We start from the raw sequence: 26,497 nt of genomic DNA, 5'->3' as shown, positions 1-26,497 counted from the left end.
CGCTGGCTCGGCTTGACCCTGACTCCCCCGCGGATGTTCACTGGCGGCATGCCGATGGATCTGTCTCTGATAGGCCGCGAGATCGGCCCGAACGAGATTCGCTGGACACCCGACGACTGCATGCTCTACGCGCTCGGCGTCGGCGCGGGAACCGCCGAGCTCGCGTTCACGGCCGAGAACACCGAGGGCTGCGCGCTTCGCGTGCTGCCGACCTTCGTCACGACCGTCGGTCGCGGGGGCGGCGCGGGCCAGATCGACGCGCTCTCGTTCGGCCGCTACGAGCCGCATCAGGTCGTGCACGCGAGCCAGAAGGTCGAGCTGCTCCGCGTGCTCTCGCCGAGCGGCCGTGCCGACTCGACGCTCCGCGTGGTGGGCATCTGGGACAAGCGCGTCGGCGCGCTGGTGGAGCTCGAGGCCACCGCGCGCGATCCCGGGACCGGCGAGGTCATGTACCGGAACACCACGCAGATCTTCGTGGTCGGGGAGGGCGGCTTCGGCGGAGCGCGGGGCCCGCTGATCGGCGGGCCGCGCCGGCCCGCGCGCGAGCCGGATCACGTCGTCTCGGACGTCACGCGCCCGGATCAGGCGCTGCTGTACCGGCTTTCGGGCGACCGCAACCGCCTGCACAGCGATCCCGGCGTCGCGGCGCGCGCGGGCTTCGAGCGGCCGATCCTGCACGGACTGTGCACGTTCGGCTTCGCGGGGCGCGCGCTGCTGAACGCCCTCTGTGACGGCGACCCCGCGCGCTTCCAGAGCATGTCGGGCCGATTCGCGAAGCCGGGCTTCCCCGGCGACACGCTCACGACCCGGATCTGGGTCGATCGCGAGTCCGCGCTCTTCGAGACCCAAAGCCAGCGCGGTGACGCGCTGCTGGAGCGGGGCGAGTTCAGCTTCGCCAAACCCTGAGGCCGGCCGCGTGCGTTTCTCGTACGCCGAGTCCATGTGCGATCCGAGTCAGTATCTTCCGCTCGCGATCGCGGCGGAGGAGGCTGGCTGGAACTCCTTCGTGGTTCCCGACAGCCTCTGCTACCCGGAAGTGTCGGACTCGAGCTATCCATACACGCCGGACGGCCGGCGCGAGTTTCTCGAAGACAAGCCGTTCCTCGACCCTTTCTCGCTGATCCCGGCGATGGGCGCGGTGACTCGCACCCTTCGCTTCACCACGTTCGTCGTGAAGCTGCCGATCCGGCACCCGGTGCTGGTCGCGAAGTCCGCCTGCTCGGTCGCGGTGCTGACGCAGAACCGCTTCGGCTTCGGCATGGGGCTCAGCCCCTGGCCGGAGGACTTCGAGATCACCGGCACCGACTGGGCGACGCGCGGCGCGCGAATGGACGAGATGATCGAGATCATCCGCGGGCTCTCGCGCGGCGACTACTTCTCGTACCACGGCGCGCACTACACGATTCCGAGCGTGAAGCAGACGCCGGCCCCGACGCGGCCGATCCCGTTCCTGATCGGAGGCCATGCCGAGCCCGCGCTGCGCCGCGCGGCCCGGCTCGGCGACGGCTGGATGCACGCCGGCGGCGACGCCGGGACCCTCGCGCGCCTGCTCGGCCGGCTCCGCTCGCTCCGCCGCGAGTACGGCCGCGAGCGCGAGCCCTTCGAGGTGCACGCGATCTCGCTCGACGCGTACACGCCGGACGGCATCCGCCGGCTCGAGGATCTCGGCGTGACCGACGTGATCGTCGGGTTCCGCAACGTCTACGAGAAGGACGTGCAGACGCTGCAGCAGAAGATCGACGCGCTGCGCGGCTACGCGGAGCGTGTGATCTCGTGTCGAGGGTGACGAAACTCCTCATTGACAGCGTTCCGGCTCGAACGTAGAGATGTCGGAATGAAGATCGCACTCGTCACGCTCGGATTTCTCCTCGGATCTCTCTGCGACGCCCGCGCAGACGAGGTCGTGATTTCCGTTCCGAAGGGAGTCACGCCTCCCCAGGTTCCCGCCGACAACCCACTCACCGCAGCCGGGGTCGAGCTCGGCAAGAAGCTCTACTTCGATTCGCGACTCTCGAAGGACGACACGATCTCCTGCGCGACCTGCCACGATCCGCGCACCGGGTTCGCGGAGCACAAGCCGGTGTCGGACGGCGTGGCTGGGGGCCGGGGCAATCGCAACGCGCCGACGGTGATGAACGCAGCCTTCCTCCCGGAGCAGTTCTGGGACGGGCGGGCTCCCTCGCTCGAGGCGCAGGCAGTGGGGCCGATCATCAATCCGGTCGAGATGGCGATGCCGGACCATCCGGCGGTGGAACGGAAACTCGCGGCCCTGGCCGAGTATCCGCCGCTGTTCCAGAAGGCCTTCGGCGATCCGAAGGTGACGATCGATCGGATCGGAAAGGCGCTGGCGAGCTTCGAGCGGACGCTGATCTCGCTCGACGCGCCGATCGACCGCTTCCTGGGCGGCGACGCGACGGCGATCTCGGACTCCGCCAAGCGCGGCTGGGTGCTCTACAACGGCAAGGCTCTGTGCGTCGCGTGCCACGCGCACGTGCCGGCGTCTCCGCTCTTCAGCGACGGCAAGTACCACAACCTCGGCGTGGCCGCGAAGCCGACCGAGTTCCTGGCGCTCGCGAAACAGCTCGCGCAGCGCCCCGCGGACTTCGAGAAGCTCGCCAACGCCCCTGGAGTCGAGGAGCTGGGGCGCTTCGCGGTGAGCCGCAATCCGCAGGATCTCGGCGCGTTCAAGACCCCCCATCTGCGCAACATCGCGCTCACCGCGCCCTACATGCACGACGGCAGCGAGGAGACGCTGGCCGAGGTGATCGAGTACTACGACCGGGGCGGAAACAAGAACCCCTGGCTCGATCCGAACATGCGCCCGCTGGGTCTCACCGCACAGGAGAAGGCCGATCTGGTCGCCCTGCTCGAGACGTTCACGAGCACCGACCTCGCGCGCTTCGACGAGCTCGGCAAGCTGATGCCGGAGTAGCGCGGCCCTCCGGCGTTTCCCGGCGCGATCGAACCGGGTAGAGTGGCGCCATGAGGGGCGGACGGTGACCACAAGGGCGATCGCTGCGGCACTGGCCGCGCTTCTCTCTGCCGCCGGCATGGCACGCGCGGACTTCGTGCCGGAGGTGGTCGGTCAGGTCGCGACCCTGCCGGAGCCGCGACCGCACTGGGTCTTCGTGTCGGACCTGCTGCTGCGGCGCGCGGCGCTCTTCGACGCCGACAGCGGCGAGTTTCTCGGCATGCTCTCGTCCAACGTCGGCCCGATCGCGCCGTTGGTCGATCCCGCGGGCGGCGCGATCTACCTGCCCGAGACCTACTACAGCCGCGGCAGCCGCGGCACGCGGACGGACCTGCTCACGGTCTACGATCCGAAGACGCTGGCGCCGACCGGAGAGGTGGTGATTCCGCCCAAGCGCGCGGACGTGGTCCACGGCGCGGGAATGGCCGCGCTGCTCGGCGACGGCCGCTTCGCGGCCGTCTTCAATCTGACGCCCGCTACGTCGGTGTCGGTGATCGACACCCGTGAGCGCCGCTTCGCGGGCGAGATCGAGGCGGCGGGATGCGGTCTGGTCTACGCGGCCGGGGATCGGCGTGTGGCGATGCTCTGCGCGGACGGGACGCTGCTGCTGATCACGCTCGACGAGCGCGGTGCCGAGGCCGGCCGAGTGCGCAGCGAGGTCTTCTTCGACCCGGAGAAGGATCCGCTGATCGAGAAGCCGGCGCGCCGGGGATCGAGCCTTTTCTTCGTCTCGTTCGAGGGCTTCGTGCACGAGGTCGATCTCGCGGGCGAATCGCCGCGCTTCGCCGCGCCCTGGTCGCTCTTCAACGCCGGAGAGCGCGAGGCCGGCTGGCGCTTCGGCGGCGTGCAGCCGCTCGCTCTGCACGAGGCGACCGGGCGGCTCTACGCGCTGGTCCACCAGGGCGGACCGGACGAGCACAAGGAGCCTGGCACGGAGGTCGCGATCTACGACGTCGCGCGGCGCGAGCGCGTGCACACGGTCTCGATCGGAAATCTCGTCGGCGCCTTCCTGGCCGCGCGGATGGGGCTGGAGGCGGGGGGAGTCGGCGCGTGGCTGCTCGAGACCCTGGTGCCCAACCCCGGAGCCGATCGGATCGAGGTGACCCAGGATGCCGAGCCCCGACTCATTCTGGTGTCGCAGGAGGCCGGTACGCTGGGCGTGCACGACGCGATCTCGGGCAAGTTCCTGCGCAACGTCGACGACGTCGGGTTCTTTCCCGGCATGATCTCGGCGCCGTGGCGCTAGCCGTCGACCCCGCGCTCGCGCTCGCCGCGCGCCTCGGGCTCGCGCTGCTGTTCGCGACCGCCGCGGCGCACAAGCTCCGCGATCCGAGCGCGTTTCGTGCGGCGCTCGCCGGCTACCGGCTCGCGCCCGAGTGGTCACACGGCCCCGCCGTCGTCGCGCTGATCGTCGCCGAGCTCGGCGTCGCGATCCTCGTCGTCGCCTCCGAGCGCGGCGCGGTCCCGGCTGCGCTCCTGCTCGCGCTCTACAGCGCCGCGATCGCCTCGGGTCTCGCCCGCGGCCTGCGCGAGATCGACTGCGGCTGCTTCGGGCCGGCCGCGCGCCAGCCGCTCTCGGCGGGTCTTCTCGCGCGCAACCTCGCTCTCGTCGCGATCGCGCTGGCCGCCGCGCTTCCCGCGGGGGCTCGCGGCCTGACCTGGCTCGACGCCGTCGCGATCTGCGCTGCGGTCGCGGCTGGCTCGCTTCTGTACGCGAGCACGAACACGCTGCTGGCGAACGCGCCGCGCCTGCGCGCGCTCCGGGGCGCGTGATGGAGCAGGCGCTGCTGATCTCGAACCTGCTGCTCTGGGTCGCGGTGCTGGCGCTGGCGGCGGTCGTCTTCGCGCTCGTGCGGCAGATCGGCGTGCTCTACGAGCGCGTCGCGCCGGCGGGAGCGCTGCTGCTCGCGGGCGGACCGAAGGTGGGCGAGGCCGCGCCGCGCTTCGATCTCGCGGACGTCTTCGGCCGCGCGATCGAGCTCGGCGGCGACGATCCCGAGCGCCGCTCGACGCTGCTGCTGTTCGTCTCGCCGAGCTGTCCGGTCTGCAAGACGCTGCTGCCGGCGGCGAAGTCGCTCGCGCTCCGCGAGTCGGCAATCGCGCGGCTCGTCTTCGCCAGCGACGGCCTGGCCGAGGACCACGCCGGGTTTGCGCGCGCGCACGGGCTCGAGCCCTGGCCTTACGTCGTCTCGACCGAGCTCGGACTCGCGCACCAGGTCGGCAAGCTCCCGCACGCGGTGCTCTGGGACGCGCGCGGGATCGTGCGCGCGAAGGGGCTGGTGAACTCGCGCGAGCACCTGGAGAGCTTGTTCGAGGCGATGGATCGCGGGGTGGCCTCGATCCAGGAATATCTTTCGAGATCGGGAGGGTCGCGATGAGCTGGGTCGAACAGGCGCTCGAGCGCTCCGCGCGGCGCGCCGCGCGCCGGATCTCGCGGCGCAGCTTTCTGGCTCGGCTGGGCACGGCGCTGGTCGGCGGGGCGGCGCTTCCGCTGCTTCCCGTCTCGCGGGCGCGCGCGGACGCGGGATCGGGCGTGCGCGTTCCCGCGCCGAGCGATGCCGGAATCGGCGGAGCGCTCGCGGACCCCGCGAGCTGCGAGTACTGGCGCCACTGCGCGATCGACGGCTTTCTGTGCAGCTGCTGCGGCGGCAGCCAGACCGCCTGTCCGCCCGGCACGCAGATGTCGCCGGTCACCTGGATCGGCACCTGCCGGAACCCGGCCGACGGAAAGGACTACGTGATCAGCTACAACGACTGCTGCGGAAAGGACTTCTGCGGCCGCTGCATCTGCAACCGAAACGAGGGCGACAAGCCGGCGTACATCACGCCGCGCTCGAACGACATCAACTGGTGTCTCGCCGCCGAGAGCACCGTCTACAACTGCTCGACCGCGATCGTGATCGGCCAGGCGACGAAGTCCTGAGCGCCTAGAGGTGGTAGCCCTCTTCGCCGTGGATCGAGATGTCGAGTCCGCGCCGTTCCTGGGCATCGTCGACGCGTAGCTCGGTCAGCGCCGCAACCGCGCGCAGGATCCCCCAGGTGACTCCGGCGGAGTACACGACCGTGAAGACCGCGGCGCCGAGCTGGACGGCGAGCTGACGTCCGATCGCGAGCCCGGCCTGATTCCCGCCGAAGACGTCCGAGGCGAAGACCGCCACCAGGACGGTGCCGAGGAATCCCCCGACGCCGTGGACGCCGAAGACGTCCAGTGAGTCGTCGTAGCCGAAGCGCCGCTTCACCGCGGTCGAGGCGTACCAGCAGATGGCCGCAGCCACGGTGCCGATCACGAGCGCGCCGGCCGGCCCCACGAAGCCCGAGGCGGGAGTCACCGCAGCGAGTCCGGCGACCGCGCCGGTCGCCAGACCGAGTACCGAGGGGCGTCCGAAGCGGACCCACTCGATCGCCATCCAGGTGAGCGCGGCCGCCGACGCGGACACGTGCGTCGCAACCAGCGCGGTCGCGGCCGTGCCGTTCGCCGCCAGCGCGCTGCCGGCATTGAAGCCGAACCAGCCCACCCAGAGCATTCCCGTCCCGGTCACGGTCATGGTCAGGTTGTGCGGAGGCATGGCTGTGCGCGGGAAGCCGTGTCGCGGGCCGATCACGAGGCACGCGACCAGCGCCGCGATCCCTGCGGTGATGTGCACGACGATCCCTCCCGCGAAGTCGAACACGCCCAGGTCGGCGAAGAACGCGCCCTGACCGCCCCAGACCATGTGGCAGATCGGGAGATACACGAGGACCAGCCAGAGACCGCTGAAGAGCAGCAGCGCCGAGAAGCTCATCCGCTCCGCGAACGCGCCGACGATCAGCGCCGGCGTGATGATCGCGAAGTTGAGCTGATAGGCGAAGAAGAGCGGCTCGGGGATCGCGCCCCAGAGGGTGCCGGCGCCGATCCCGGACAGAAACGCCTTCGAGAGTCCGCCGACGAAGGAGCGAAGTCCGATCGCGCCGGCCTCGTATCCGGGCGGCCCCAACGCGACGCTGTAGCCGAACGCGAGCCAGATCAGAGTCACCAGCGCCGTGATCGCGAAGCACTGCATCAGCACCGAGAGGACGTTCTGAGTGCGGACCAGCCCGCCATAGAAGAGCGCGAGGCCCGGAAGCGTCATGAAGAGCACGAGCGCCGTCGAAGTCAGGATCCAGGCGGTGCTCCCGCTGTCGAGCGTGGACAGGTTTCCCATCTGCAGTTCTCCCTCTCTGGCCGGCCGGCGCCGAACGGCCGGGATTCTAACCGGAGGCGAATCGAAGCCGACACCCAAAACGTGCCGATTCGCCTGCTTGCCGCGGCCCGATTGCGCGCGTAACGTCGCGTCGATGGCAGCAGCGATCAGGGGCGCGGCGGAGCCGGCTTCGGACGGCTGGCGCCCCGCGTGGCGTTCCGGGTTCGCGGGCTCCGGGCGATGAGGGCCGAGTGGGGCGGGTGAGGACGCGAGCCCCGTTCGGACTCGATCGCGTCCCGATCGCCCACGGCCTGGCTTCGATCGCGCTGCTCGTTCCCTGCTTCTGGCAGTCGCGGATCCAGGCGGGGGATCTCGCGAGTCACTCGTACAACGCGTGGCTCGCGGAGCTCGTCCGAAGCGGTCGCGCGCCTGGCCTGCGCGTCGCCTGGCAGTCGACCAACGTCCTCTTCGACTGGATCCTCGCCGCGCTCGCGTTCCAGCTCGGGCCGGAATGGGCCGAACGCCTGGCCGTCTCGCTCGCGGTGCTGGTCTTCGCCTGGGGAGCGTTCGGCTTCGTCTCGGCCGTCTCCGGCCGTCGCGCATGGGACGGGCTTCCGTGCATCGCGATGCTCGCGTATGGCTGGGTCTTCCACATCGGGTTCTTCAACTTCTACCTCGGCCTCGGCCTCTCGCTCTGCGCATTCGCGCTCGCCTGGTCGGGCGCGCCCGCGCGAATCGCGGCCGCGGTTCCGATCCTGGCGCTCGCGTGGCTCGCGCACGCGCTTCCCGTTGCCTGGGCGATCGCGCTGATCGCGTTCACCGGGATCTGGCGTCGCCTTCCACCGCGGTTCCGACCGCGGGCGACGCTCGCGGCGGTGTTGCTCCTGACCGGTGCGAGCGCGCTCGTGTCGTACCTCTTCCCGACGAGGTGGACGCTGCGGCAGGCGGCGCTCGTCTCGGGCGCCGATCAGCTGCGGGTCTTCGACGCGAGCTACGATCTGCTCGCGCTGGCGCTGCTCGCGTCCTGGGCGTTCGTCGTCGCGAGGTCGATCCGCGGCGAGGGCGTGCGCGCGTTCCTCTCGAGACTCGAGGTCCAGCTCTTCCTGATCTGCGTGGCTTCGGTGGCGATCGTTCCCGGCGCGATCCTGCTGCCCGGCTACGGCCACGCGCTGGTCTACGTCGCGGAGCGCATGTCGCTCGGCGCGGCGGTGCTGGCCTGTGCGGTCGTCGCATCCGTCGGCCCGGGGCGATCGCGGCTCGTGTTCCCCCTGATCGCGCTCGTCTTCTTCGCATTCCTCTACCGCGACGAGCGCCGCCTCAATCGCTTCGAGGATCGCCTCGACGAGGTCGTGGCGGCGCTCCCCGGGGTTCAGCGCGTGATCCTCGGCGTGCGCGATCCGAGCTTGCGCGTGAACGCGCTCGCGCACTCGATCGACCGGGCGTGCATCGGCCGCTGCTACAGCTACGCGAACTACGAGCCGTCCACGTTGCAGTTCCGCGTCCGGGCCGAAGCGCCCAACCCGATCGTCGTCGAGAGCTACGAAGCATCCCGCGCCATGCAGATGGGCGGCTACTTCGTGCGCGCGCGCGATCTGCCTCTCTCCGAGATCGTGCTCGCGTCGGACGGATCGCTCGCGGTCCGACCGCTCGCGGCCGGAGCCGCGACGAGCATGACGCTGGTCGAGATCCTTCGCTGACGGACCGGCACGCTATAGTGGCCGGTCCGGACCCCGAACGGGAGGAGGCGCGGCAGCATGTCACGTGTGCGCAGGCTGCTGGTGCAGATGCTCCGCGACACATCGCTCGCTCCCGCCGGTGCGACGCGCGGCGTCTTCATCCTCGGCATGCACCGCAGTGGAACCTCCGCGCTCACGGGAGTGCTGGCGGACCAGGGTCTCGCGCTCCTGGAGGGAGCCAGCCGGGAGCCGCTCGACGTGGCGGCGCCGAATCCGCGCGGGAATCTCGAGGATCGCTGCGTGCGCGACGTGAACGAGGGGCTCCTGAACGCGAACGGGGGCACCTGGGACCGGCCGCTGCCGATCCTGAGAGTGCCCTGGCTGTTTCGCGTTCGCGCCGGGCAGATCGTGCGCCGGCTGACGCGAATGCCGAGCCGCTGGGGGCTGAAGGATCCCCGCACAATTCTGTGTTGGGAGCTCTGGCGCGGAGCCGCGGCCGATCGCGTCGGAACGTTCCGCCACCCTGCGAACGTCGTCGAGTCGCTATCGAAGCGACACCCCGAGCGCCATCCACCCGAGGTGTGGGAGCAGACCTGGTGCCTGTACAATTCGGCGCTCCTGGATCTGTACCGCGAGAGGCCGTTTCCGATCGTGAACTTCGATTGGAGCGTCGATCGCTATCGACACGTCGTCGATCGGCTGGCCCGGTCGCTCGAGTTCCGCGGCAACGGCGAGGGTTTCTTCGACACGGAGTTCAGGCGCCACGTCGGTCGGGACGAGTTCCGTGATCCGCGCGCCCGCGAGCTGTACGAGCAGCTGGTGGGAATATCCGAAGCCGAAGCGGAGAAGCTCACGAATTGACTGGATCGACTCACAGAAAGCTGCGGGTTCTGGTCGTCATGTCGCAGCTCCGACCGGCGTCCCGCGTCGGCGGAATGGGACGCGTGGCCCTGGGCTGGGCGCGCGCGCTGGTCCGGCGCGGACACGAGCTGCACTTCACCGGGCCCCCCTCCGGGCTCGCGCTCGAGCCGCAGCCGGACCTGACTCTGCACGCCTGGCCTTCGGGCGGCGCGCTCGTGCAGCTCTCGTCGCTGATCCGTGTACAGCGCCGGATCCGCGCCGACCTGATCCACTTCCACTCCGCGCTGCCGCACGGCGAGCTGATCGTCCCGGTTCGTCTGCTCGGCGGCTTCGTGGGCGATCCCGCGCTCGTGGTGACTCCGCTTACCTCGGCGCGATCGGATTACCCCAAGCTCCGCGCGCGGAGCGGACTGCGGGCCGCGGACGCAATCGTCACCGTCTCGCGCTGGAGCGCCGACGCGGCGATTCGCGTGGGAACGCCGGCGGAGATCTGCACCGTCGTGCACGCGGGAATCGAGGTCGTGCCCGAGCTCGGCGCCAAGCGGCTGCCCGTGGTGGTCGCGCTGGGCCGGCTGAAGCACGTGAAGGGCTTCGACGTGCTGATCGAAGCCTTCGACCGCGCGGCCGCGGGGCGCCCGGACTGGCGGCTGAAGATCGGCGGCGACGGCGAGGACCGGGAACGGCTCGAGGCGCAGGCGCGCGCCGCGCGGCACGGCGACCGGGTCGAGCTTCTGGGCGGCGTCTACGGCGAAGCCAAGCAGCGCCTGCTCGGCGAGGCGTCGATCGGCGTCGTGCCGTCGCGCGCGGAGAATTTTCCCGGCACGCTGCTCGAGTTCCAGGCGCATGGCCTGGCCTGCATCGGCACGGAGCTCGGCGGGATTCCGGAGCTCGCGCGCGGCGGTGCCGGAGCGCTGGTTCCCGCGGGCGATGCCGGGGCGCTGGCTCGCAGGCTCGCCGAGCTGATGGACGACGCGGAGCTGCGCGGCGAGATGGGACGCGCCGCGCGCGCGCTCGCGGCCACGCTCGACTGGGACCGCCTCGGCGCGCAGCTCGAGCGCGCCTACGTCGGAGCCCTCGAGCGAAGACACGGAGCGGGGCGAAATTGAAGAAGACGGTGGCGACGATCCTCTCGACCAACTTCGCGGGCTCTCACTTCCTCTCGCTCATGCTCGGCAGTCACTCCAAGGCGCTTCACGTCGGAGAGGCGAGGCGGCTGCGCAAGAAGCCCCGAACCAAACACCCTTGCTTCATCTGCGCGGCTTCGGGCGAGTGCGCGCTGTTTCGCGACATCGACCCCGACCACCTCGAAGATCTCTGGCCGACGCTCTTCGCCCGCGTTCCGGACTCGATCCGGGTGCTGATCGACAACTCCAAGAAGCCCGGGTGGTCCGCGCGCTTCCTGTCGGACGACCGCTGCGAGCGCAAGTACATCCACCTGATTCGCGACCCGCGCGCGCTGATGCGGCGCTGGGCCGAGGACTACGAGTCGTGGCCGGATCGCTTGGAGCAGCGCGTGACCTGGTGTCGCCGGCGTCCGGATCTGATCCCGCAGATGCTCGTCGCGAGTCACCGGCGCTTCTTCCTCTACAAGTGGCTGGCCAAGAACCAGGAGATCAGCGCGTTCCTGCGCGAGCACCGGCTCGACCATTCGATCGTCACGTACAGGGATCTGGCGCTCTTCCCGGACGAAGAGCTGGCGCGCCTGGATCGGTTCCTGGGGCTCGAGCCCGAGCCCGGACAGAAGGAGTATTGGAACTTCGAGCACCACGGCTCGCAGAAGCCCGACTACGAGTGGGTGAAGAAGCAGCAGACGCAATTCCTCGATCTGCGCTGGAAGCAGTTCCTCTCCGAGGCCGACCAGACGTGGGTGCTCGGCGAGCCGCGGGTCGCGCGCTACCTGGCCGAGCTCGGGCTCGAGTTCGGCGACGACGGCCTGACCCGGAAGGGCCGCTCCGCCCGACCGACGTCCGGCTAGCGGCGCGGGTACAATCGCGCCCGCTCCGCGAGGCGTTCCTCGCTGGGGCGACGGTGGAGCGACGGGGGATCTCGTGAGTCCGGAACAGATGACGCGACCGCTGCAGGATCGACCTCTTTCGGGCCTGTGCGTCCTCGAGCTCGGCCAGATGGTCGCGGCTCCGTACTGCGGGAAGCTGCTCGCGGATCTCGGTGCGGACGTGATCAAGATCGAGCGGCCTCGCGTCGGCGACGGCGCCCGGCGGCGCGGCCCGTTTCCCGGGGGCGTGCCGCACCCCGAGAAGAGCGGCCTCTTCCTGTACCTGAACACGAGCAAGCGCGGGATCACGCTCGATCTCGAGACCGAGGCCGGGCGCGGGATCTTCCTGCGCCTCGTGGCCGATGCGGCGGCGCTGATCGACGACTGGCCGCCCGGAGAGCTCGCGCGGATCGGCCTGGATCCCGATGCGCTCGCGCGGGCGAACCCGCGCCTGGTGCACACCTCCATCACGCCGTTCGGCGCGAGCGGTCCGCACCGCGACTTCCGCACCCACCACCTGAACGTGTACCACTCGAGCCCGCACACGACGTTCTCGACGCCGGCCGAGGGCGCTCCGAGGCGCGCTCCGCCGCGCGCCGGCCGCTACCTCGCGGAGTACGACGCGGGGCTCTCCGCGGCGGTCGGCACGATGGCCGCGGTGCTCGGCGCGCTCGCGACCGGGACCGGCGAGCGCGTCGAGGTCTCCAAGCAGGAGGCGCTGCTCTGCCTGGAGCGCGTGGACATCGGCCGGCAGATCAACCCGCCGAAGCCCCCGCCCTGGACCGGCTCGATCGGCGGCCTGCTTCGCGCGAAGGATGGCTGGGTGATGGTGACGCCGGTTCAGAACCACCAGTGGGAAGGCCTGGTGCGCGCGATGGGCAGCCCGGAGTGGACCCGAAGCGAGGCGTGCAAGGACGAGGCGGCGCGGCAGGCGCACCGCGACGAGATCCAGCCGCGCATCCAGGAATGGGCGGACGGGCTCACGCGCGCGGAGATCTACCACCGCCTGCAGGCCGAGGGCACGCCCGCGGGACCGATCCAGACCGTCGCCGAAGTCCGCGTCTGGCCGCAGGAGCGCGAGCGCGACTTCTTCGTCGAGATCGATCATCCGGAGGCCGGCGCGCAGACCTACCCGTCGGTTCCGTACCGCTTCGACGACGTCGGCTGGACCGGCTCGCGCGCGCCGCTGCTCGGCGAGCACAACCGGGAGATCCTCGGCGAGCGCCTGGGCCATGCGAGCGGCGAGCTGGCTCGGCTCGCCGCTTCGGGGGTGATCTGATGAGCGGGCAGGGTTCGCGGCCGGCGCCGCTCGCGGGAGTCCGCGTGGTCGACATGACCTGGGCCTGGGCGGGGCCGCACGGGACGCAGCTCCTCGCCTGGCTCGGCGCGGAGGTGATCAAGGTCGAGAGTCACTCGCGCCTGGATCACAGCCGAATGCGCTCGCTGATGGGCGGAACGCTCGCCGGCGGGCCCGATCACTCGCCGATCTTCAACGACCTGAACAGCAACAAGCTCTCGATCACGCTCGACCTGCGGCGCGACGAGGCGCGAGCGCTGCTCCGCCGCCTCGTGGCCGTGAGCGACGTTCTGGCCCAGAACATGCGGCCAGGAGTCATGGAGCGGCTGGGCCTCGGGTACGACGAGCTCTGCCGCGTGAAGCCGGAGCTCGTCATGCTCTCGCAGTCGGCGGTGGGCTCCACCGGGCCGGAGCGGAACTACGCGGGCTACGCGCCGACGTTCTCGGCGCTGGCGGGAATCGCGGACCTGACCGGGTATCCCGACGAGCCGCCCATGCCGCTCTCGGGCTCGGTGGATCTGCGCGTGGGAACGGCCGGAGCGCTCGCCGTGCTCGCGGCGCTGTACGAGCGCCGTCGCACCGGCCGCGGCCGGCACATCGATCTGTCGTCGACCGAGGTGATGAGCGCGATGATCGGCGAGGCGTTCCTCGAGCTCAGCATGAGCGGCCGCTCGCCGCAGCGAGCCGGAAACCGCCACGACGTGATGGCTCCGCACGGCTGCTTCGCGTGCGCGGGACCGGACGAGTGGGTGAGCATCGCGGTGGGCGGCGAGCGTGAATGGGCCGCGCTGGTGAGCGTGATCGCCGATCCGGCGTTCGCCGACGCGCGCTTCGCGGGACCCGAAGAGCGCTGGCGCAACCAGGACGCGCTCGACGCGATCGTCGAGCGCTGGACGCGCGCACGCTCGGTCGACGCCGCCGTCGACGCTCTGCAGCTTGCGGGAGTGCCAGCGACGCGCGTCCACAGCGAGGAGAGCGTCGGCCTCGATCCCCACCTGCTCGCGCGCGACTTCTTCCGCGAGCTCGAGCACCCGGTGGTCGGAAAGCGCCGCGTGGTCGGCACGCCGTGGCGCTTCGAGTCGGCCGACGTCGGCATTCGCGCTCCGGCGCCCTTGATCGGCCAGCACAATGACGCCGTGCTCGGCGGAATCCTCGGCCTGTCGGAAGCGGAGATCGAGCGGCTGGTCGCGGACGGCGTGGTGCACTGAGGCTGCGGGCGGAGGCGCGCGCCTACTCCCAGCCGATCACCTCGTAGCCTTTGTCGGAGAGGCAGCGCTCGACGAAGCGCCGGTACACCGGGCTCGGCTCGCGTCCGCGGAAGAGCCCGCGAACCAGGCCGCCGGCCGCGCCCGCGGCCGCGCCCGCGCCGGCGCCGCGCCCGACGCTGCCGAGCACCGCGCCCGCGGCGGCTCCGGTGGCGCCGCCCACGACCGCGCCCTCGGTCGCGTCGCCGGCCGCGCGCCGCGCGCGCGACGGGTTCTCGGTGTACTCCTTGGCGACGGCCTCGCAGTGGGCGATGTCGCGATCGACCTCGTCCTGGTAGACCTGCTCGAGCTTGGGGTTGGGATAGAGCACCGGCTGGTACGAGCTGCAGCCGACCGAGAGGCCGGCCAGGGCCGCGAGCGCGAGCGCGCCGGTGCATCTCATCCGTCGACTCCTGCGGGAAATCGCGGCAGTCCCGGGTCGAGTTGCACCCCGAAGCTGTTCAGCGCCATCGACACCAGGTTGTACTGACCCACGGTGAATACGACGTCCATCAGCTGCTCGGTGTTCAGGAAGCGAGAGAGCTCGCGCCAGGTGGCGTCGCTGATCATCGCGTCGTTCCAGAGCTCGTCGGTGGCGCGAAGCAGCGCGCGGTCGGGGTCCGACCAGCCCGGGGCGTCCGCGCCGATGCCGATCCGCGTGATCTCGTCGTCGGAGAGACCCTCGCGCTTGCCGATCACCACGTGCTGCGCCCACTCGTACTCGGCTCGGCAGAGCCAGCCGATGCGCAGGATCAGGATCTCGCGCTCGCGCGGCGGCAGCGTGTTCTTTCCCAGCACGTGATTCGCGAAGACCATCCAGTGTTTGGTCAGCTTGGGGTGGGCCGCGAGCGTGCGGAAGATGTTCAGGACCGGCATGCCACCGGGCCGCCCGATCGCGGCGAGCGCCTGCTTGGCGTCGTCGCTCCAGTCCTCTGGTGCGAGCGCGGGGATTCTGGGAACCTGGAGTCGCATCGGGGGTCTCCTGTCTTCGAGGAGCGACGATACACCGGGGCCGCGAGGGAGTGCGAGTGAGCTGGGACCTTTCGCCGTTCTTCGCGAGCTTCGACGGGCAGGAGTACCGCGAGTTCCGGACCCGGCTGGCGCGCGACCTGGCGCAGCTTCTCGCCGACGCGCGAGATCTCGGCGCGCTCGAGCGCGAGCGCATCGCGGACTTCGCGTCGCTTCTCGAGCGGCTCGAGGACGCGACCGCGCGAAGCGCCCATCTCGCGAGCTACCTCGGCTGTCTGCACGCGGCGGACTCGCGCGACGAGGCGGTCTCGCGGGAGCTCGCGTCGGCGGCGAGTGCGCGCGCCGCGCAGGAGAAGGTCTACGTGCGCGTGCGCGCGGCGCTGCGAGACGCCGACGACGATCTCTTCGCCGAGCTCTGCGCCGATCGGAGCCTGCGCAGCGCGGGCTTCTTCCTCTCGCGAGTGCGCGAGCGCGCCGGCTTCAGCATGGGCGAGGCCGAGGAGGCGCTCGCCGCGGATCTCGACGCGACCGGGCTCTCGGCCTGGGGCCGGCTCTACTCGAAGCTCTCCGGAAAGCTCGAGTTCGAGCTCGAGCTTCCCGGTCGCCCGTCCCGGCGCGTGCCGGTGGCGCTCACGCGAACGCTTCTCGAAGACCCGGATCCGGCGGTGCGCCGCGCGGCCTTTCGCGGTGCGAACTCGGCCTGGGCGCACAGCGCCGACACGACCGCCGCGTGCCTGAACGCGATCGCGGGGACGCGGCTCGCGCTCTACGCGCGCCGCGGCGTCGCGAGCTTCCTCGACCCCGCGCTCTTCGACGCGGCGATCTCGCGCGCCACGCTCGACGCGCTGCTCGACGCCGTGCGCTCGCGCGTCGAGATCCCGCGCCGCTATCTGCGCCGCAAGGCGCAGCTGCTCGGGCTCGAGCGGATGGGATTCGCGGACCTGCTGGCACCGCTTCCGAACCGCGCGGACGAACGCGTTCCGTTCGAGAACGCGCGCGCGGAGATCCAAGCCGCATTCGACCGCTTCCATGCGCCGCTCGGCGCGTTGGCGCGCAAGGCGTTCGAGCGGCGCTGGATCGACTGGGAGCCGCGCGCCGGAAAGCAGCCCGGCGGCTTCTGCTCCGGCTCGTCGCTGATCGACGAGTCGCGGATCTTCCTGACCTTCGACGGCGCTCCCGGCGACGCGTCGACGCTCGCGCACGAGCTCGGCCACGCGTTCCACGGCGCGACGCTGGCGGGCAGCCGCGCCTGGGCGCGGCGCTCGCCGATGACGCTGGCCGAGACCGCCTCGACGTTCGCCGAGCAGGTCCTGATCGACTCGTCGCTCGAGCTCGCGAAGCGGACGCCAGCCCGTCGCCTCGCGATCCTGGACGGGCGGCTTCAGGACGCGGCGGTGTTCCTGCTCAACATCCCGGCTCGCTTCAGCTTCGAGCACGCGGTCTACCAGGAGCGCGCGCACGGGGAGCTCTCCGTCTCGCGGCTCTGCGAGCTCATGCTCGCCGCCGAGCGCGAGTGGTACGGCGACTCACTCGACGCCGACGACCTGGACCCGTGGTTCTGGGCCTCGAAGCTGCACTTCTACATCACGACGACGAGCTTCTACAACTTCCCGTACACGTTCGGCTACCTGTTCAGCCTGGGGCTGTTCCAGCGCGCCAGGCAGGAGGGACCCGGCTTCATGCCGCGCTTCGAGGCGCTGCTGCGCTCGACCGGGAGTGACACGGCCGAGGCGATCGCGCGCGACGCGTTCGGCATGGACCTCTCCGCCCCCGACTTCTGGCACGAGTCGCTCGATCTCGTCGAGGGTCTGCTCGACGAGTTTCTCGTCGGCGCAGCCGTGGGACCGGGCCTGGCTCAGTAGGAGTCGTCGAAGTCGATCTCGACCGGATCGTCGCCTTCGAGGCGAGACTGACACGCGAGCACCCAGCGGTTGGCGATGTCCTTCGCGTTCAGCGCGTCGTGCGTTCGCATCTGCACCTTGCCGGAGCGGAGCCTCGCGATGCAGCAGCCGCAGTAGCCTTCCTGGCAGGAGAACGACGGGTCGAAGCCCGCGCGCTGCGCGGCCGCGAGCAGCGTCTCTCCGGGCTTCACCGGGACCTCGCTGCGAACGCCCTCGAGCGTCATGAAGAACGTCTTCGGCGCGCCGACCGCGGCCGGCGGCGGCGCGGCGGCGGGAGCCTGCACGCGGTCGGGGTCGGTTGGCGAGACGAAGCGCTCGACGAAGACGTGGCCGCGGCCCGCCTGGCGCTCCTCGAGCGCGCTCTCGACGACGTCCATGAACGGAGCGGGACCGCAGATGTAGAAATCCGCGTTCTCGAGCCCCGCAAAATGATCCTTCGCGTTCGCGGCGTGCATGAAGCCGCGCTCGGAGTCGAGGTGATGCGCGATCTCGAAGCGGTCGGGGAAGCGATCGCGCCAGGCGTCGAGCTCGCTTCTGAAGATGATCGAGTCGCGGTCGCGGTTGGCGTACACGAGCTTCACGCGGCGCCGGGTGTTCGCGAGCGCCGACTTCAGGATCGAGAGGATCGGCGTGATCCCGCTGCCGCCGCCGAACATCACGAGCGGCCGCTCCTGCTCCGCGGCGCGGAGCACGAAGTGCCCTTCGGGCGGCTTCACCGCGATCCGGGCGCCTTTCTCGAGCCGGTCGTTCATCCAGTTCGAGACACGCCCGCGATCGACGCGCTTCACCGTGACCTTCGGGCTCGCGTCGATTCCCGGCGCGCTCGAGAGCGAGTAGCAGCGGTGCAGGCGCAACCCGTCCCACGGGATCTCGAAGGTGAGGAACTGGCCGGGGGTGTAGCGGAACAGCTCGCCCAGAACATCGGGCACGTCGAAGGCGAACGAGCGGGTGTCGGCCGTCTCCTGGATCACGTCGGCCACCACGAGCTCGTGGAAGCGGTGCTTCGCGTCGCTGGTCTGGGTCATCCGGGCTGCAGCCTAACTCAAGCGAGCGCGTCGATCAGCTCGACCAGCGAACGAACCGAGACGTCCGCGATCTCGGCGAACGGAAACACTCCGCTCGTGTCCACGTAGACCGTCGCGGTTCCGGCGGCGCGGCCGGCCAGCAGGTCGTAGCGGTAGTCTCCGACCATCACGGCCTCGGCCGGCGCGGCGCGCCAGTCGCCGAGAAGCTTGCGGATCCCGCCGGGGTCCGGCTTCGGAGCGGCGGCCTCGCGGCCGACGACGCATGCGGGGTCGAAGAAGCGCTCGAGCCCGCAGACACGAAGCGTCTCGAGGGCGTTCGCGTGGCTGTTGCGGGTGAGGATGCCGAGCCGAGCGCTCCGCGCGCCGAGTGTCTCGAGCAGGGCGGCCGCGCCGTCCGACGCGCACGCGCGCTGCGCGAGCTCGAGCTCGATCCGATCGAGGCGGAGGAACAGCTCGCTCGCCTCTCGCTCGGGGCGCAGCGCGATCTCCTCGAGGATCGGCCTTCCCTCCGGCAGCCCGAGCTCCCGCCGGATCGCGTCGAAGTCGTGGATGGCGACGGTCAGCGTGCCGTCCATGTCGAAGATCCAGTGCGCGCGCTTCGAGAGATCCACGACCCGCTCCAATCCCTAGCGCGGATTGGCGCCGCCGGGCCCGGCCAGTGCCGCCAGCTCGTCGAACGCGAATTCGAGATCCGCGCGCAGATCCGCGAGATCGGGCATCCGCTCCTCGTCGGCATTCAGCCCCCAGAAGAGATTCCCGGCGTAGCTGAACAGCGCGATGCTCACGGTCTGGTGCTGGAAGAGCGGGGCGATCGGGTAGGCCTCGAGCAGTTGCGCACCGGCGAGGTACAGCGGAATCTGCGGTCCGGGAACGTTGGTCACGATCAGGTTGTGCGGGCGGGCGATGCTCTGCACGCTCGTGCCCAGCGAGAGCAGCGTCGTCCCCGTCCACTCGGTGACCGCCGAGAGCAGGTCGGCGCCGAGCGCCTGATTCGAGGCCTTCCGCTCTCGCGTGGTCGCGCGGACGTGCTCGAGTCGCCGCAGCGGGTCGGCTTCGCCGAGCGGAAGCGGGACGATCCAGGCGGAGACGCGATTCCCTCCGGCAGATCGCTCGCCCTCCGCGCGCACGCTCACCGGCGCGGAGACGCGGAAGTCGAGCGCGCCCACGTCCAGCAATCGTCGCGTCAGGAAGCGGCGCAGCCCGCCGGCCACCGTGGCGAGCACCGCATCGTTGATCGTGCCGCCGAGCTTCTCCTTCACAGCCCGGATGCGCGCGAGCTCGAGCGAGAAGCACTCGAAGCGGCGGTGCGGGCCGATCTCGGCGTTGAGCGGCGTGTCCGAGGCGGGAACGAGTCCGCGCGAGACCAGATCGCCGACCGAGCGCAGCGCGCGACCGAGCTCGCTGCGGCGATCCGCGCGGAGCAGCTCGCCGAGCTTCGCGGCTCCCGCGAGCGGGCCGGACGCTGCGCTCCACAGGTCTTCGGCCAGAAGCTCGCGCGTGCCCGGCGCGGGCCGGGGCACGAATGGCGGCGGGCTCTCGTTCGACTCGTCGGGCGAGCGGCCCATCAGCGCCATCACGAGCTCCGCGCCCGAGATCCCGTCGACCATCGCGTGGTGCACCTTCGAGAACAGCGCGAAGCGCGCGCCGCCGTCGAGGCCTTCGATCACCCAGAACTCCCAGAGCGGGCGGCGTCGGTCGAGCGTCTGGGAGGAGAGCCGTCCGATCAGGCGCTTGAGCTGGTCGTCGTTGCCCGGGTAGGGCAGCGCCGTGTGCCGGATGTGGAACTCGGCGTTGAAATGGTCGTCGTCGACCCAGATCGGCCGTCCACGCAGAGGTGTGTAGGCCAGCCGCTCGCGGTAGCGCGGGACCCGGTGCAGTCGCCCGGTGATGAACGCGCGGATCCGCTCGATGTCGATCCCGCCGTGCACGGTGCGCAGCGAACCCGGCTCCGCGATGAACGCCGCGGCGATGTGCATCGGCGTGTTCGGGCCCTCGGCCGCCAGGAACGACGCGTCCTGCGGCGAGAGCGTCTCGTAGCGGTAGCTCGGCATCCGCACAGCATACACAGGGCGCGCGGCCTTCGAGCCCGCGCGCGGGAGCTCAGACCCTCCCCCAGGACTCGAACAGCCGCCGCTCGGCTTCGAGCGGCGCGTCGACGACGCGCGCATCCCGGCCGAACGACATCGTCGAGCGCAGGATCGGCTCGTAGCCGGGCCAGCCCGGCAGACCCTCGTGGGACGGATCGCCGGCGCGCGCGAAGCTGCCCCAGGCGTGTTGCATGGAGAGCGAGATCCGGCGGGCCGAGGTCGACAGGCCCGTGAGCGATCGGACCAGCGGGGTCTGCGTCCAGCCGAACACGAACGGCAGCTCGAGCGCGTGGCAGGCGCCGATCAGTCCGCCCACGGCCGGGGGCCGCCATGCGAAGAGATACGCGAACGCGCGCCCGCCCGAGCGCGCCTGCGCCTCGGCGAGCTGCGCGGCCGGATGGTGGAAGACGCGCGTGGACTGGAAGGCGTTCCAGACCTCGGCGGGGTCGGTCGCGAGACCGTCGGAGGCGACGGCGTCGCGGAAGCAGCGGCTCGCGAGCTCGGCGTCGGGCAGCGCGAGCTCGCGCGGATCGGAGAGCGCGCCGATGCGCGCGATCAGCGACGCCTCGCGCATGCCGACCGCGCTCCCGTCGACGAGCGAGAACAGCTTCCACTCCTCGCGCGTGGTCCCGATCAGCAGCTCCTTGTCCGAGAGCGCGCCCCGCTGGATCGCCGCGAGCGGAGTCTCGCCGACGATCGCGCCGTCGACGACGGGCATGAACGACATCAGGCGCAGCGGGCTGAACGTGCGCCGGTACGCGCTCGCCTGGGCCTTCAGCAGCCGCGCGGCGTCGACGTCGCGGAGCTCGTGGGCCGTCTCGGGCTTCTTGCCGAGCTCGGCGAGGAAGATGCGCGCGACGTTCATGCCCTCGTCGCGGTCGATCACGCTGCGCCCCGCGGCGCTCTGCAGGATCGCGCGTCGGAACGTCGCGCGCGCCTTCCCTGATGCGCACAGCGCGGCCGCGCTCATCGCGCCCGCGGACTGTCCGCAGAGGGTGACGTTGCCGGGGTCGCCGCCGAACTCCGCGATGTTGTCCCTCACCCAGGCCAGCGCCGCCATCTGGTCCTGGAGCCCCAGATTCACCGCGTCGGGGAGCGTCGAGCCGGGCACCAGGCCCAGATGCGCCCAGCCGAGCGCGCCGAGCCGGTAGTTCGTCGTCACCACGACGATGCCGGAGCGGCGCGCGAGTCGGCGGGCGTCGTAGAGCGCGGTCGAGCCCGCTCCCATCAGAAACGCCCCGCCGTGCAGGAACACGAGCACCGGCCTTCGCGCGGCGTCGATCCCGGGCGTGTAGACGTTCAGATACAGACAGTCCTCGTCGACGCGGCCGCCGACGTCGAGGCGCATCCGCGTCATCCACGAGGCTCCGACCTGAAGCGGCGCGGGCCCGGCGCGAAGCGCCTCGCGAACGCCGCGCCAGGGAGCGGGCGGCTGCGGCGGTGCGAAACGCAGCGCGCCCAGCGGCGGGCTCGCGAACGGCACGCCGCGAAACACGTGTACGCCCGCGACTTCCTCGCCGGCGAGCTTTCCGTATTTCGTCGCGACGTTCTTGCTCATCTGGCCGCAGCAGCCCGCGGCAAGGGAAGTCTAGCTCTTCGCCGAGAGATTCGCGGCCAGGCGCATGGCCAGGTCGGTCAGCCGGCGCGGCGCGATCGCCTCGCCGACGATCGCCGCGAGCGCGTCGAGACCGACGACGTAGCGCTGCAGCGGGAAGCGGCTCTCGACCGCCGACACGATCGCGAACGCGACCACGCTGGCGGGCGGAGCGAAGCGCTCGATCAGAGCGATCCAGCCGTCCATCCGCTCGTACGCGGACGCGTACTTCGAATCGCGGTGCTCCGCGCCCCGAGATGCCATCTCTCGCGCGCGACCGGTGATCCCGGTCTTGAAGAAGCCCGGCTCGACGATCGAGACCGCGACCCCGAACGACGCGACCTCGACGCGAAGCACGTCGGAGAGCGCCTCCAGCCCGAACTTCGAGGCGTGATACCAGCCGTTCAGCGGCAGCACCGCGGCGCGTCCGGCGACGGAAGAGACCATCACGATCCGTCCGCCCCCGAGTCGCCGCATTCCCGGCAGCGCGCAGCTCGCGACGATCGCGGGTGCGATCAGATTCACGGGGAGCTGCGCGCGCGCCTGCGCCGCCGTGACCTCCTCGACGGCGCCGGTCTGCGAGTACCCCGCGTTGTTCACGACCGCGTAGAAGTCGGGCAGCTCCTTCCACAGCTCGACGACGCGTTCGTGATCCGAGACGTCGAGCACAAGCGGGCGCACGAGCTCGAGGCAGCCCGCCGATCTCGCTGCGGCGCGCAGCTCGTCGGCCTTGGCTTCGGAGCGCACGGTGCCCCAGGTCTCCCAGCCGCGCGACGCGAAGCGAAGCGCGCTCGCGAGCCCGATTCCCGAGTTCGCGCCCGTCACCAACACGGGTCCGCGCCTGGCGCCCATCGCCTGCCTCCGCGCCGATCGTAGCCGCAATCGAGCCCCGGGCGCGATCGGGTGGTTCAGAACGGAAGGGCGGCGACCGCGCGCGCCGGGCCGTCCTCGCTCGCGAGGGCTCTAGCGATGCTGGCGGCACGCTCGCGGTAGGCCGGGTTCTCGACCAGCTCTCGAAGCGCGGTCGCGAGGGATTCTGGCGAGAGCCCCCGGCGCGCGACGGGCCCGAGCCCCGCGCCCAGCGCCGCGACGCGCGCGCCCCAGAAGCGCTGGTCGGCGATGAACGGGATCACCATGGCCGGCGCGCCCGCGCGAAGCGCGGCCGCGGTGGTTCCCGCGCCCCCGTGATGCACGACGGCCGCGACACGCGGAAACAGCCAGTCGTGCGGAGCGGCGTCGATCGCGAGCACGCCTTTGGCGAGCTCCGTCGCCGCCAGGCCGCCCCAGCCGGTGAGCAGGATCCCGCGCTGGCCGGCTCGCGCGAGCGCGCGGGCGAAGAGCTGCGTCGTCTGCTCGGGATCCGCGGACGGCATGCTGCCGAATCCGACACAGATCGGTTTCGGTCCGGAGGCCAGGAACTCCTCGAGCACGCTCGGCGGTCGCCAGCCGGACGGGCGGTCCAGGAACCAGTAGCCGGTGAGCTCGAGCTCAGGCCCCCAGTCGGCGGGGCGGGGCAGGACCGAGCTGCTGATCCCGTACAGCGTCGGCCAGCGCTCCCGCAGCATCTCGGCGAAGGGGTTCACGCCGGGTCCGAGGCCGAGCACGTTCCTGCGCGCCGCGTCGTTGGCCCCGCGCACGATCCGGTACAGCATCTGCCAGGTGAGCCGATAGCTCCCGCGGCGCAGACGACCGTGAAACGGCAGCCATGCGGGGACCTCGGGAAACAGCCAGCAGCCGAACTCCCGAGTCGGATGATTGGGCTGCAGGAATGCGCTCGCGAACGGGAGGTCGCGGCTCTCGTTCAGGGCCTGCGCGATCGGCAGCGCGCCCGGTGCGACGAGCAGCGCATCGGCATCGGCGCTGACCTGACACGCCTGGGCGTAGCCCTTCTCGAGCACCGGCTCGAGCAGCCGGCAGAGCCCCTGCAGCAGCGCGAGCGGATTTCGCGTCGAGCGGAAGATCGCCTGGCCCTCGGGCGAGCGCAGCAGCACCTGCGGGTCGCCCGTGTCGACGCAGGCGTACTCGACGCCGTGGGACTCGACGAAGCTCCGGTAGGCGGGCGATGCGCAGACCGCGGTTCGGTGTCCGGCGCGCTCGAGACCCCGAGCCAGGGCCACGTACGGCTGCACGTCGCCTCTCGAGCCCACCGTGAGGATGCAGACGCGCATGTTCCCCCACCGATCGAGAGGCGGCGCCGGCAGCTTTAGCCCCGCCGCGCGAACGCGTGCCTGATCCTCGAGGCGGTACCATGCGCGGCGTGAAGGCCTTCCTCGTCTCGCACACGCACTGGGACCGCGAGTGGTACCGGACTTTCGAGTCGTTCCGGGCGCGCTTGGTGGACACGATCGACCGCGTGCTCGAGCTGCTCTCGACCGACCCCGGCTTCCGCTTCCTGCTCGACGGGCAGACGATCGTCCTCGAGGACTACCTCGAAGTCCGACCGCAGCGCCGCAAGGCGCTGGAGGACGCGGTCTCGGCCGGCCGGATCGCGATCGGACCGTGGTACGTGCAGCCCGATTCGCTGCTCCCCTCGGGCGAGGCGCACGTGCGCAATCTGCTCGAAGGGCGGCGCGTCGGCGCCGCGTTCGGACCCGTCTCGGCGGTCGCCTATACACCGGACTCTTTCGGGCATCCCGCGCAGTTCCCGCAGCTCTTCGCCGGGTTCGGCCTGTGCGCCTTCGTCTACTGGAGGGGAAACCCGAGCGCCCTCTCCGGGCTTCCGCCCGAGTACCGCTGGCAGGCCCCCGACGGAAGCTCGCTCGTCGCCTGCCACCTCGGGGCCGGCTATGCGAATGCGGGAAACCTGGCGCTCGACCCGGTCGGGGCCGCGTCGACGATCGCGCAGCGATCGCAGGCCCTGGCGGAGCGGACGCGGCAGCAGCGGATCCTGCTGATGAACGGCTTCGACCACGCCGCGCCGAGCGAGCGGACGCGGGAGATCGCGTGCGCGCTCGCCGACCGGACCGGCTGGCAGGTCGAGCGCGCGCTCGTCGACGATTTCGCGGCGGGAATCGAGCCCGAGCTCCCGGTGTTTCGCGGCGAGCTGGTGGGCGGCTGCGCCGGCCCGTTGCTTCCCGGTGTATGGTCGGCGCGTCTGCCGCTGAAGCTCGCGAATCGCGCCTGCGAGACGGCGCTCGAGCGGCTGGCCGAGCCGTTCGCGGCGCTCGCGCGGCTGCACGGGCTTCCCGACGAGCGTGCGAGCCTGCGCCGGGCCTGGCGCGAGCTGCTGCGGAACCAGGCGCACGATTCGATCGGCGGCTGCTCGATCGACCGCGTGCACGAGCAGATGCGCGCGCGCTACGACGCGAGCCAGGAGCTCGCGCGCGAGACGACCCTGCGCGCGCTCGAGCGGCTCTCGGGGCACGGCGTCGCGCGCTCGACACCGTCCGGCGACGCGATCGAGGTCGCGGTCTGGAATCCCAGCCCCTGGCCCAGGTCCGGAGTCGCGCGCTTCCCGCTCGATCCCTGGCCGGGGCTTCAGGCGAACGATTCGGGTCCGTTCTTCCACCGCTGGCTTCTGCCGCCGCGCGAGGGCAAGGGCATGAGCGCCGACGGCGTGCCCGTGCGCGTCGTCGACGGCCACGCCGACGGCCGCTACCTGATCGCCCCGGCCAGCCGGGCGCTCGATCTCGAGCTCGTGGTCGGCGAGGTGCCGGCCCTCGGCTTCCGCCGGGTTCGGCTCGAGCCCGCGGCGGCCGCGCCCGATCTCGTCGACGCCGGGCGCGAGATCTCGTGCGCGACCACCCGATTGACTGCGGCGGACGACGGCACCTTCGAGCTCCGGCTCGGCTCGCGCGTCTTCGCCGGGATCTGCGCGCTCGAGGACGAGGGCGACCGCGGCGACAGCTACGACGCGGATCCGATCCCCGACCTCGCGGCGACACTCGAGAGTGTCGAGTTCGAGCGGCGCCGCCACGCGGGCGGGATCGAGGAGCTCGAGGTCGTGCGCACGTTCGCGCTGCCGGCGCGGCTCGACGCTTCGCGCGAGCGGCGCTCGTCCGAGCGCGCGGCCCTGCGGGTTTCGATTCGCGCACGCGTAGCACCCGGCGAGCCGGGCGCGAGCCTGAGCTTGCGGATCGAGAATTCGGCCGAGGATCACCGAATGCGCCTGATCTTCCCGACCGGCGCGCCCTGCAGCGAGTTCCTGGCCGCGACCAGCTTCGACGCCGCGCGCCGCTCCACCGCGAAGTCCGATGCGACCGGATGGATCCACCCGCCGCCGGCGACTTTCCCGCAGCAGGGGTTCGTGTTCGCGAACGGCCTTGCGCTGGTCGCGCCCGGCTTGCCCGAGGCGGAAGTCCGCGAGGACGGCTCGATCGCGCTCACCTGTCTGCGCGCGGTGGGCTGGCTGTCGCGGCTCGATCTTCGCACGCGACCGGGCCCGGCCGGGCCGCAGCTCCCGGTTCCCGGCGCGCAGCTTCGCGGCGCGTTCACGGCCGAGCTGCGACTGCTCTCGTTCGACGATCCGAGCGTCGTCGCAGCGGCCGCGCGCGAGGCCGAGCTGCCGCTGCAGGCGGTGACGATCGCGGGCGAGACCCGCGTGCCCGAGGGCGTATCGCTTCTCGCGCTCGAGCCGCGAACGCTGGTGCTCTCCGCGCTGAAGCCCGCCGACGACGGAGATGCACTCGTGCTTCGCGTCTCGAATCCCGGCGACGAGACGGCCCGCGCGGTGGTTCGCACCGGCTTTGCGCTCGAGTCCGCGACTCCGCTGCGCCTTTC

The 26,497-nt window shown here is 71.2% G+C and carries 23 protein-coding genes and 1 pseudogene; 16 read left to right on the top strand and 8 right to left on the bottom strand.

The genetic code is table 11. The features are described 5' to 3' along the window. Positions 1 to 48 precede the first annotated feature (48 nt). The 7 genes from FJ108_05675 to FJ108_05645 all read left to right on the top strand — a co-directional run bounded on the left by FJ108_05675 (position 49) and on the right by FJ108_05645 (position 5,894). The gene (locus tag FJ108_05675; protein MBM4335393.1) at positions 49 to 906 is read left to right on the top strand and encodes a hypothetical protein; all 858 of its coding nucleotides are present in this window, start codon (positions 49 to 51) and stop codon (positions 904 to 906) included. A gap of 10 nt (positions 907 to 916) precedes the next feature. Then, positions 917 to 1,786 carry a TIGR03619 family F420-dependent LLM class oxidoreductase gene (locus FJ108_05670; GenBank protein ID MBM4335392.1) on the top strand — a complete coding sequence of 290 codons (870 nt, stop codon included), beginning with the start codon at positions 917 to 919 and terminating at the stop codon, positions 1,784 to 1,786. A gap of 48 nt (positions 1,787 to 1,834) precedes the next feature. Then, positions 1,835 to 2,932, top strand: coding sequence for a cytochrome-c peroxidase (locus FJ108_05665; GenBank protein ID MBM4335391.1), 1,098 nt, complete (start codon positions 1,835 to 1,837; stop codon positions 2,930 to 2,932). Between the two features lie 64 nt (positions 2,933 to 2,996). Continuing rightward, positions 2,997 to 4,217: an amine dehydrogenase gene (locus FJ108_05660; GenBank protein MBM4335390.1), complete on the top strand. Its 1,221-nt coding sequence runs from the start codon at positions 2,997 to 2,999 to the stop codon at positions 4,215 to 4,217. Then, a complete protein-coding gene (locus FJ108_05655; protein MBM4335389.1) occupies positions 4,208 to 4,744 on the top strand; it encodes a methylamine utilization protein MauE in 537 nt (178 codons plus the stop codon). The genes FJ108_05660 and FJ108_05655 overlap by 10 nt, the downstream gene beginning before the upstream one ends. Continuing rightward, a complete protein-coding gene (gene mauD / locus FJ108_05650) occupies positions 4,741 to 5,349 on the top strand; it encodes a methylamine dehydrogenase accessory protein MauD (GenBank protein MBM4335388.1) in 609 nt (202 codons plus the stop codon). Before FJ108_05655 ends, mauD begins: the two co-directional genes overlap by 4 nt. Beyond that, on the top strand, positions 5,346 to 5,894 hold the full coding sequence (locus FJ108_05645) for a methylamine dehydrogenase (amicyanin) light chain (protein MBM4335387.1): 549 nt from the start codon (positions 5,346 to 5,348) through the stop codon (positions 5,892 to 5,894). The genes mauD and FJ108_05645 overlap by 4 nt, the downstream gene beginning before the upstream one ends. Positions 5,895 to 5,898: 4 nt before the next feature. Here the strand turns inward: FJ108_05645 and FJ108_05640 are convergent, their stop codons facing one another. After that, positions 5,899 to 7,152 (bottom strand): ammonium transporter, encoded by a 1,254-nt coding sequence (locus FJ108_05640; GenBank protein MBM4335386.1) that lies wholly within the window; start codon positions 7,150 to 7,152, stop codon positions 5,899 to 5,901. A 239-nt stretch (positions 7,153 to 7,391) separates the two neighbouring features. Between FJ108_05640 and FJ108_05635 the strand changes: the two genes are divergently transcribed. The 7 genes and pseudogenes from FJ108_05635 to FJ108_05605 all read left to right on the top strand — a co-directional run bounded on the left by FJ108_05635 (position 7,392) and on the right by FJ108_05605 (position 14,418). Next, positions 7,392 to 8,828 carry a hypothetical protein gene (locus FJ108_05635; protein MBM4335385.1) on the top strand — a complete coding sequence of 479 codons (1,437 nt, stop codon included), beginning with the start codon at positions 7,392 to 7,394 and terminating at the stop codon, positions 8,826 to 8,828. Positions 8,829 to 8,885: 57 nt separating this feature from the next. Further along, the gene (locus tag FJ108_05630) at positions 8,886 to 9,668 is read left to right on the top strand and encodes a hypothetical protein (GenBank protein ID MBM4335384.1); all 783 of its coding nucleotides are present in this window, start codon (positions 8,886 to 8,888) and stop codon (positions 9,666 to 9,668) included. Continuing rightward, on the top strand, positions 9,665 to 10,774 hold the full coding sequence (locus FJ108_05625; protein ID MBM4335383.1) for a glycosyltransferase family 4 protein: 1,110 nt from the start codon (positions 9,665 to 9,667) through the stop codon (positions 10,772 to 10,774). The genes FJ108_05630 and FJ108_05625 overlap by 4 nt, the downstream gene beginning before the upstream one ends. After that, positions 10,771 to 11,643 carry a hypothetical protein gene (locus FJ108_05620; protein ID MBM4335382.1) on the top strand — a complete coding sequence of 291 codons (873 nt, stop codon included), beginning with the start codon at positions 10,771 to 10,773 and terminating at the stop codon, positions 11,641 to 11,643. Before FJ108_05625 ends, FJ108_05620 begins: the two co-directional genes overlap by 4 nt. An 88-nt stretch (positions 11,644 to 11,731) precedes the next feature. Beyond that, complete coding sequence (locus FJ108_05615) at positions 11,732 to 12,940, top strand: CoA transferase (GenBank protein ID MBM4335381.1); 1,209 nt, start codon at positions 11,732 to 11,734, stop codon at positions 12,938 to 12,940. After that, positions 12,940 to 14,166, top strand: a complete 1,227-nt coding sequence (locus FJ108_05610) for a CoA transferase (protein ID MBM4335380.1) — start codon at positions 12,940 to 12,942, stop codon at positions 14,164 to 14,166. Before FJ108_05615 ends, FJ108_05610 begins: the two co-directional genes overlap by 1 nt. Before the next feature lie 129 nt (positions 14,167 to 14,295). After that, positions 14,296 to 14,418 (top strand): annotated as a pseudogene (locus tag FJ108_05605) (heparin-binding hemagglutinin). Between the two features lie 183 nt (positions 14,419 to 14,601). Here FJ108_05605 and FJ108_05600 read toward each other — a convergent pair. Further along, positions 14,602 to 15,174 (bottom strand): carboxymuconolactone decarboxylase family protein, encoded by a 573-nt coding sequence (locus FJ108_05600; GenBank protein MBM4335379.1) that lies wholly within the window; start codon positions 15,172 to 15,174, stop codon positions 14,602 to 14,604. Between FJ108_05600 and FJ108_05595 the strand changes: the two genes are divergently transcribed. Next, complete coding sequence (locus tag FJ108_05595) at positions 15,135 to 17,033, top strand: M3 family oligoendopeptidase (protein ID MBM4335378.1); 1,899 nt, start codon at positions 15,135 to 15,137, stop codon at positions 17,031 to 17,033. The two genes, FJ108_05600 and FJ108_05595, sit on opposite strands and share 40 nt — an antisense overlap. Here FJ108_05595 and FJ108_05590 read toward each other — a convergent pair. The 6 genes from FJ108_05590 to FJ108_05565 are packed head-to-tail and all read right to left on the bottom strand — an operon-like array spanning position 17,027 to position 23,946. Then, positions 17,027 to 18,097 (bottom strand): ferredoxin--NADP reductase, encoded by a 1,071-nt coding sequence (locus tag FJ108_05590; protein MBM4335377.1) that lies wholly within the window; start codon positions 18,095 to 18,097, stop codon positions 17,027 to 17,029. The two genes, FJ108_05595 and FJ108_05590, sit on opposite strands and share 7 nt — an antisense overlap. 17 nt (positions 18,098 to 18,114) lie before the next feature. After that, a complete protein-coding gene (locus FJ108_05585; GenBank protein MBM4335376.1) occupies positions 18,115 to 18,672 on the bottom strand; it encodes an HAD family hydrolase in 558 nt (185 codons plus the stop codon). A gap of 51 nt (positions 18,673 to 18,723) precedes the next feature. Further along, a complete protein-coding gene (locus FJ108_05580) occupies positions 18,724 to 20,265 on the bottom strand; it encodes a wax ester/triacylglycerol synthase family O-acyltransferase (protein ID MBM4335375.1) in 1,542 nt (513 codons plus the stop codon). After that, positions 20,198 to 21,742, bottom strand: coding sequence for a carboxylesterase/lipase family protein (locus FJ108_05575; GenBank protein MBM4335374.1), 1,545 nt, complete (start codon positions 21,740 to 21,742; stop codon positions 20,198 to 20,200). The genes FJ108_05580 and FJ108_05575 overlap by 68 nt, the downstream gene beginning before the upstream one ends. Positions 21,743 to 21,772: 30 nt before the next feature. Beyond that, positions 21,773 to 22,630: an SDR family NAD(P)-dependent oxidoreductase gene (locus FJ108_05570; protein MBM4335373.1), complete on the bottom strand. Its 858-nt coding sequence runs from the start codon at positions 22,628 to 22,630 to the stop codon at positions 21,773 to 21,775. Positions 22,631 to 22,686: 56 nt separating this feature from the next. Then, complete coding sequence (locus FJ108_05565) at positions 22,687 to 23,946, bottom strand: glycosyltransferase family 1 protein (protein ID MBM4335372.1); 1,260 nt, start codon at positions 23,944 to 23,946, stop codon at positions 22,687 to 22,689. A gap of 80 nt (positions 23,947 to 24,026) precedes the next feature. On the opposite strand from FJ108_05565, the gene FJ108_05560 reads away from it, so the two are divergent. Further along, a partial coding sequence (locus tag FJ108_05560; GenBank protein MBM4335371.1) for a hypothetical protein occupies positions 24,027 to 26,497 on the top strand: 2,471 nt, incomplete at its 3' end.

This window comes from Deltaproteobacteria bacterium (assembly GCA_016875225.1).
Taxonomy (GTDB): domain Bacteria; phylum Myxococcota_A; class UBA9160; order SZUA-336; family SZUA-336; genus VGRW01.
The sequence above is the reverse complement of the archived record's forward strand: the minus strand, read 5'-3'. Positions and strand labels throughout refer to the sequence as shown.

Bases quoted from the DNA above. Each gene is read 5' to 3' on its own strand.
- FJ108_05675 (MBM4335393.1), top strand. From the start codon at position 49: ATGCCGATGGATCTGTCTCTGATAGGCCGCGAGATCGGCCCGAACGAG.
- FJ108_05665 (MBM4335391.1), top strand. From the start codon at position 1,835: ATGAAGATCGCACTCGTCACGCTCGGATTTCTCCTCGGATCTCTCTGC.
- FJ108_05645 (MBM4335387.1), top strand. From the start codon at position 5,346: ATGAGCTGGGTCGAACAGGCGCTCGAGCGCTCCGCGCGGCGCGCCGCG.
- FJ108_05640 (MBM4335386.1), bottom strand. From the start codon at position 7,152: ATGGGAAACCTGTCCACGCTCGACAGCGGGAGCACCGCCTGGATCCTG.
- FJ108_05630 (MBM4335384.1), top strand. From the start codon at position 8,886: ATGTCACGTGTGCGCAGGCTGCTGGTGCAGATGCTCCGCGACACATCG.
- FJ108_05615 (MBM4335381.1), top strand. From the start codon at position 11,732: ATGACGCGACCGCTGCAGGATCGACCTCTTTCGGGCCTGTGCGTCCTC.
- FJ108_05610 (MBM4335380.1), top strand. From the start codon at position 12,940: ATGAGCGGGCAGGGTTCGCGGCCGGCGCCGCTCGCGGGAGTCCGCGTG.
- FJ108_05600 (MBM4335379.1), bottom strand. From the start codon at position 15,174: ATGCGACTCCAGGTTCCCAGAATCCCCGCGCTCGCACCAGAGGACTGG.
- FJ108_05590 (MBM4335377.1), bottom strand. From the start codon at position 18,097: ATGACCCAGACCAGCGACGCGAAGCACCGCTTCCACGAGCTCGTGGTG.
- FJ108_05585 (MBM4335376.1), bottom strand. From the start codon at position 18,672: ATGGACGGCACGCTGACCGTCGCCATCCACGACTTCGACGCGATCCGG.
- FJ108_05580 (MBM4335375.1), bottom strand. From the start codon at position 20,265: ATGCGCGCGTCGTCGACGCGCCGCTCGAAGCCGAGCGGCGGCTGTTCG.
- FJ108_05575 (MBM4335374.1), bottom strand. From the start codon at position 21,742: ATGAGCAAGAACGTCGCGACGAAATACGGAAAGCTCGCCGGCGAGGAA.
- FJ108_05570 (MBM4335373.1), bottom strand. From the start codon at position 22,630: ATGGGCGCCAGGCGCGGACCCGTGTTGGTGACGGGCGCGAACTCGGGA.
- FJ108_05565 (MBM4335372.1), bottom strand. From the start codon at position 23,946: ATGCGCGTCTGCATCCTCACGGTGGGCTCGAGAGGCGACGTGCAGCCG.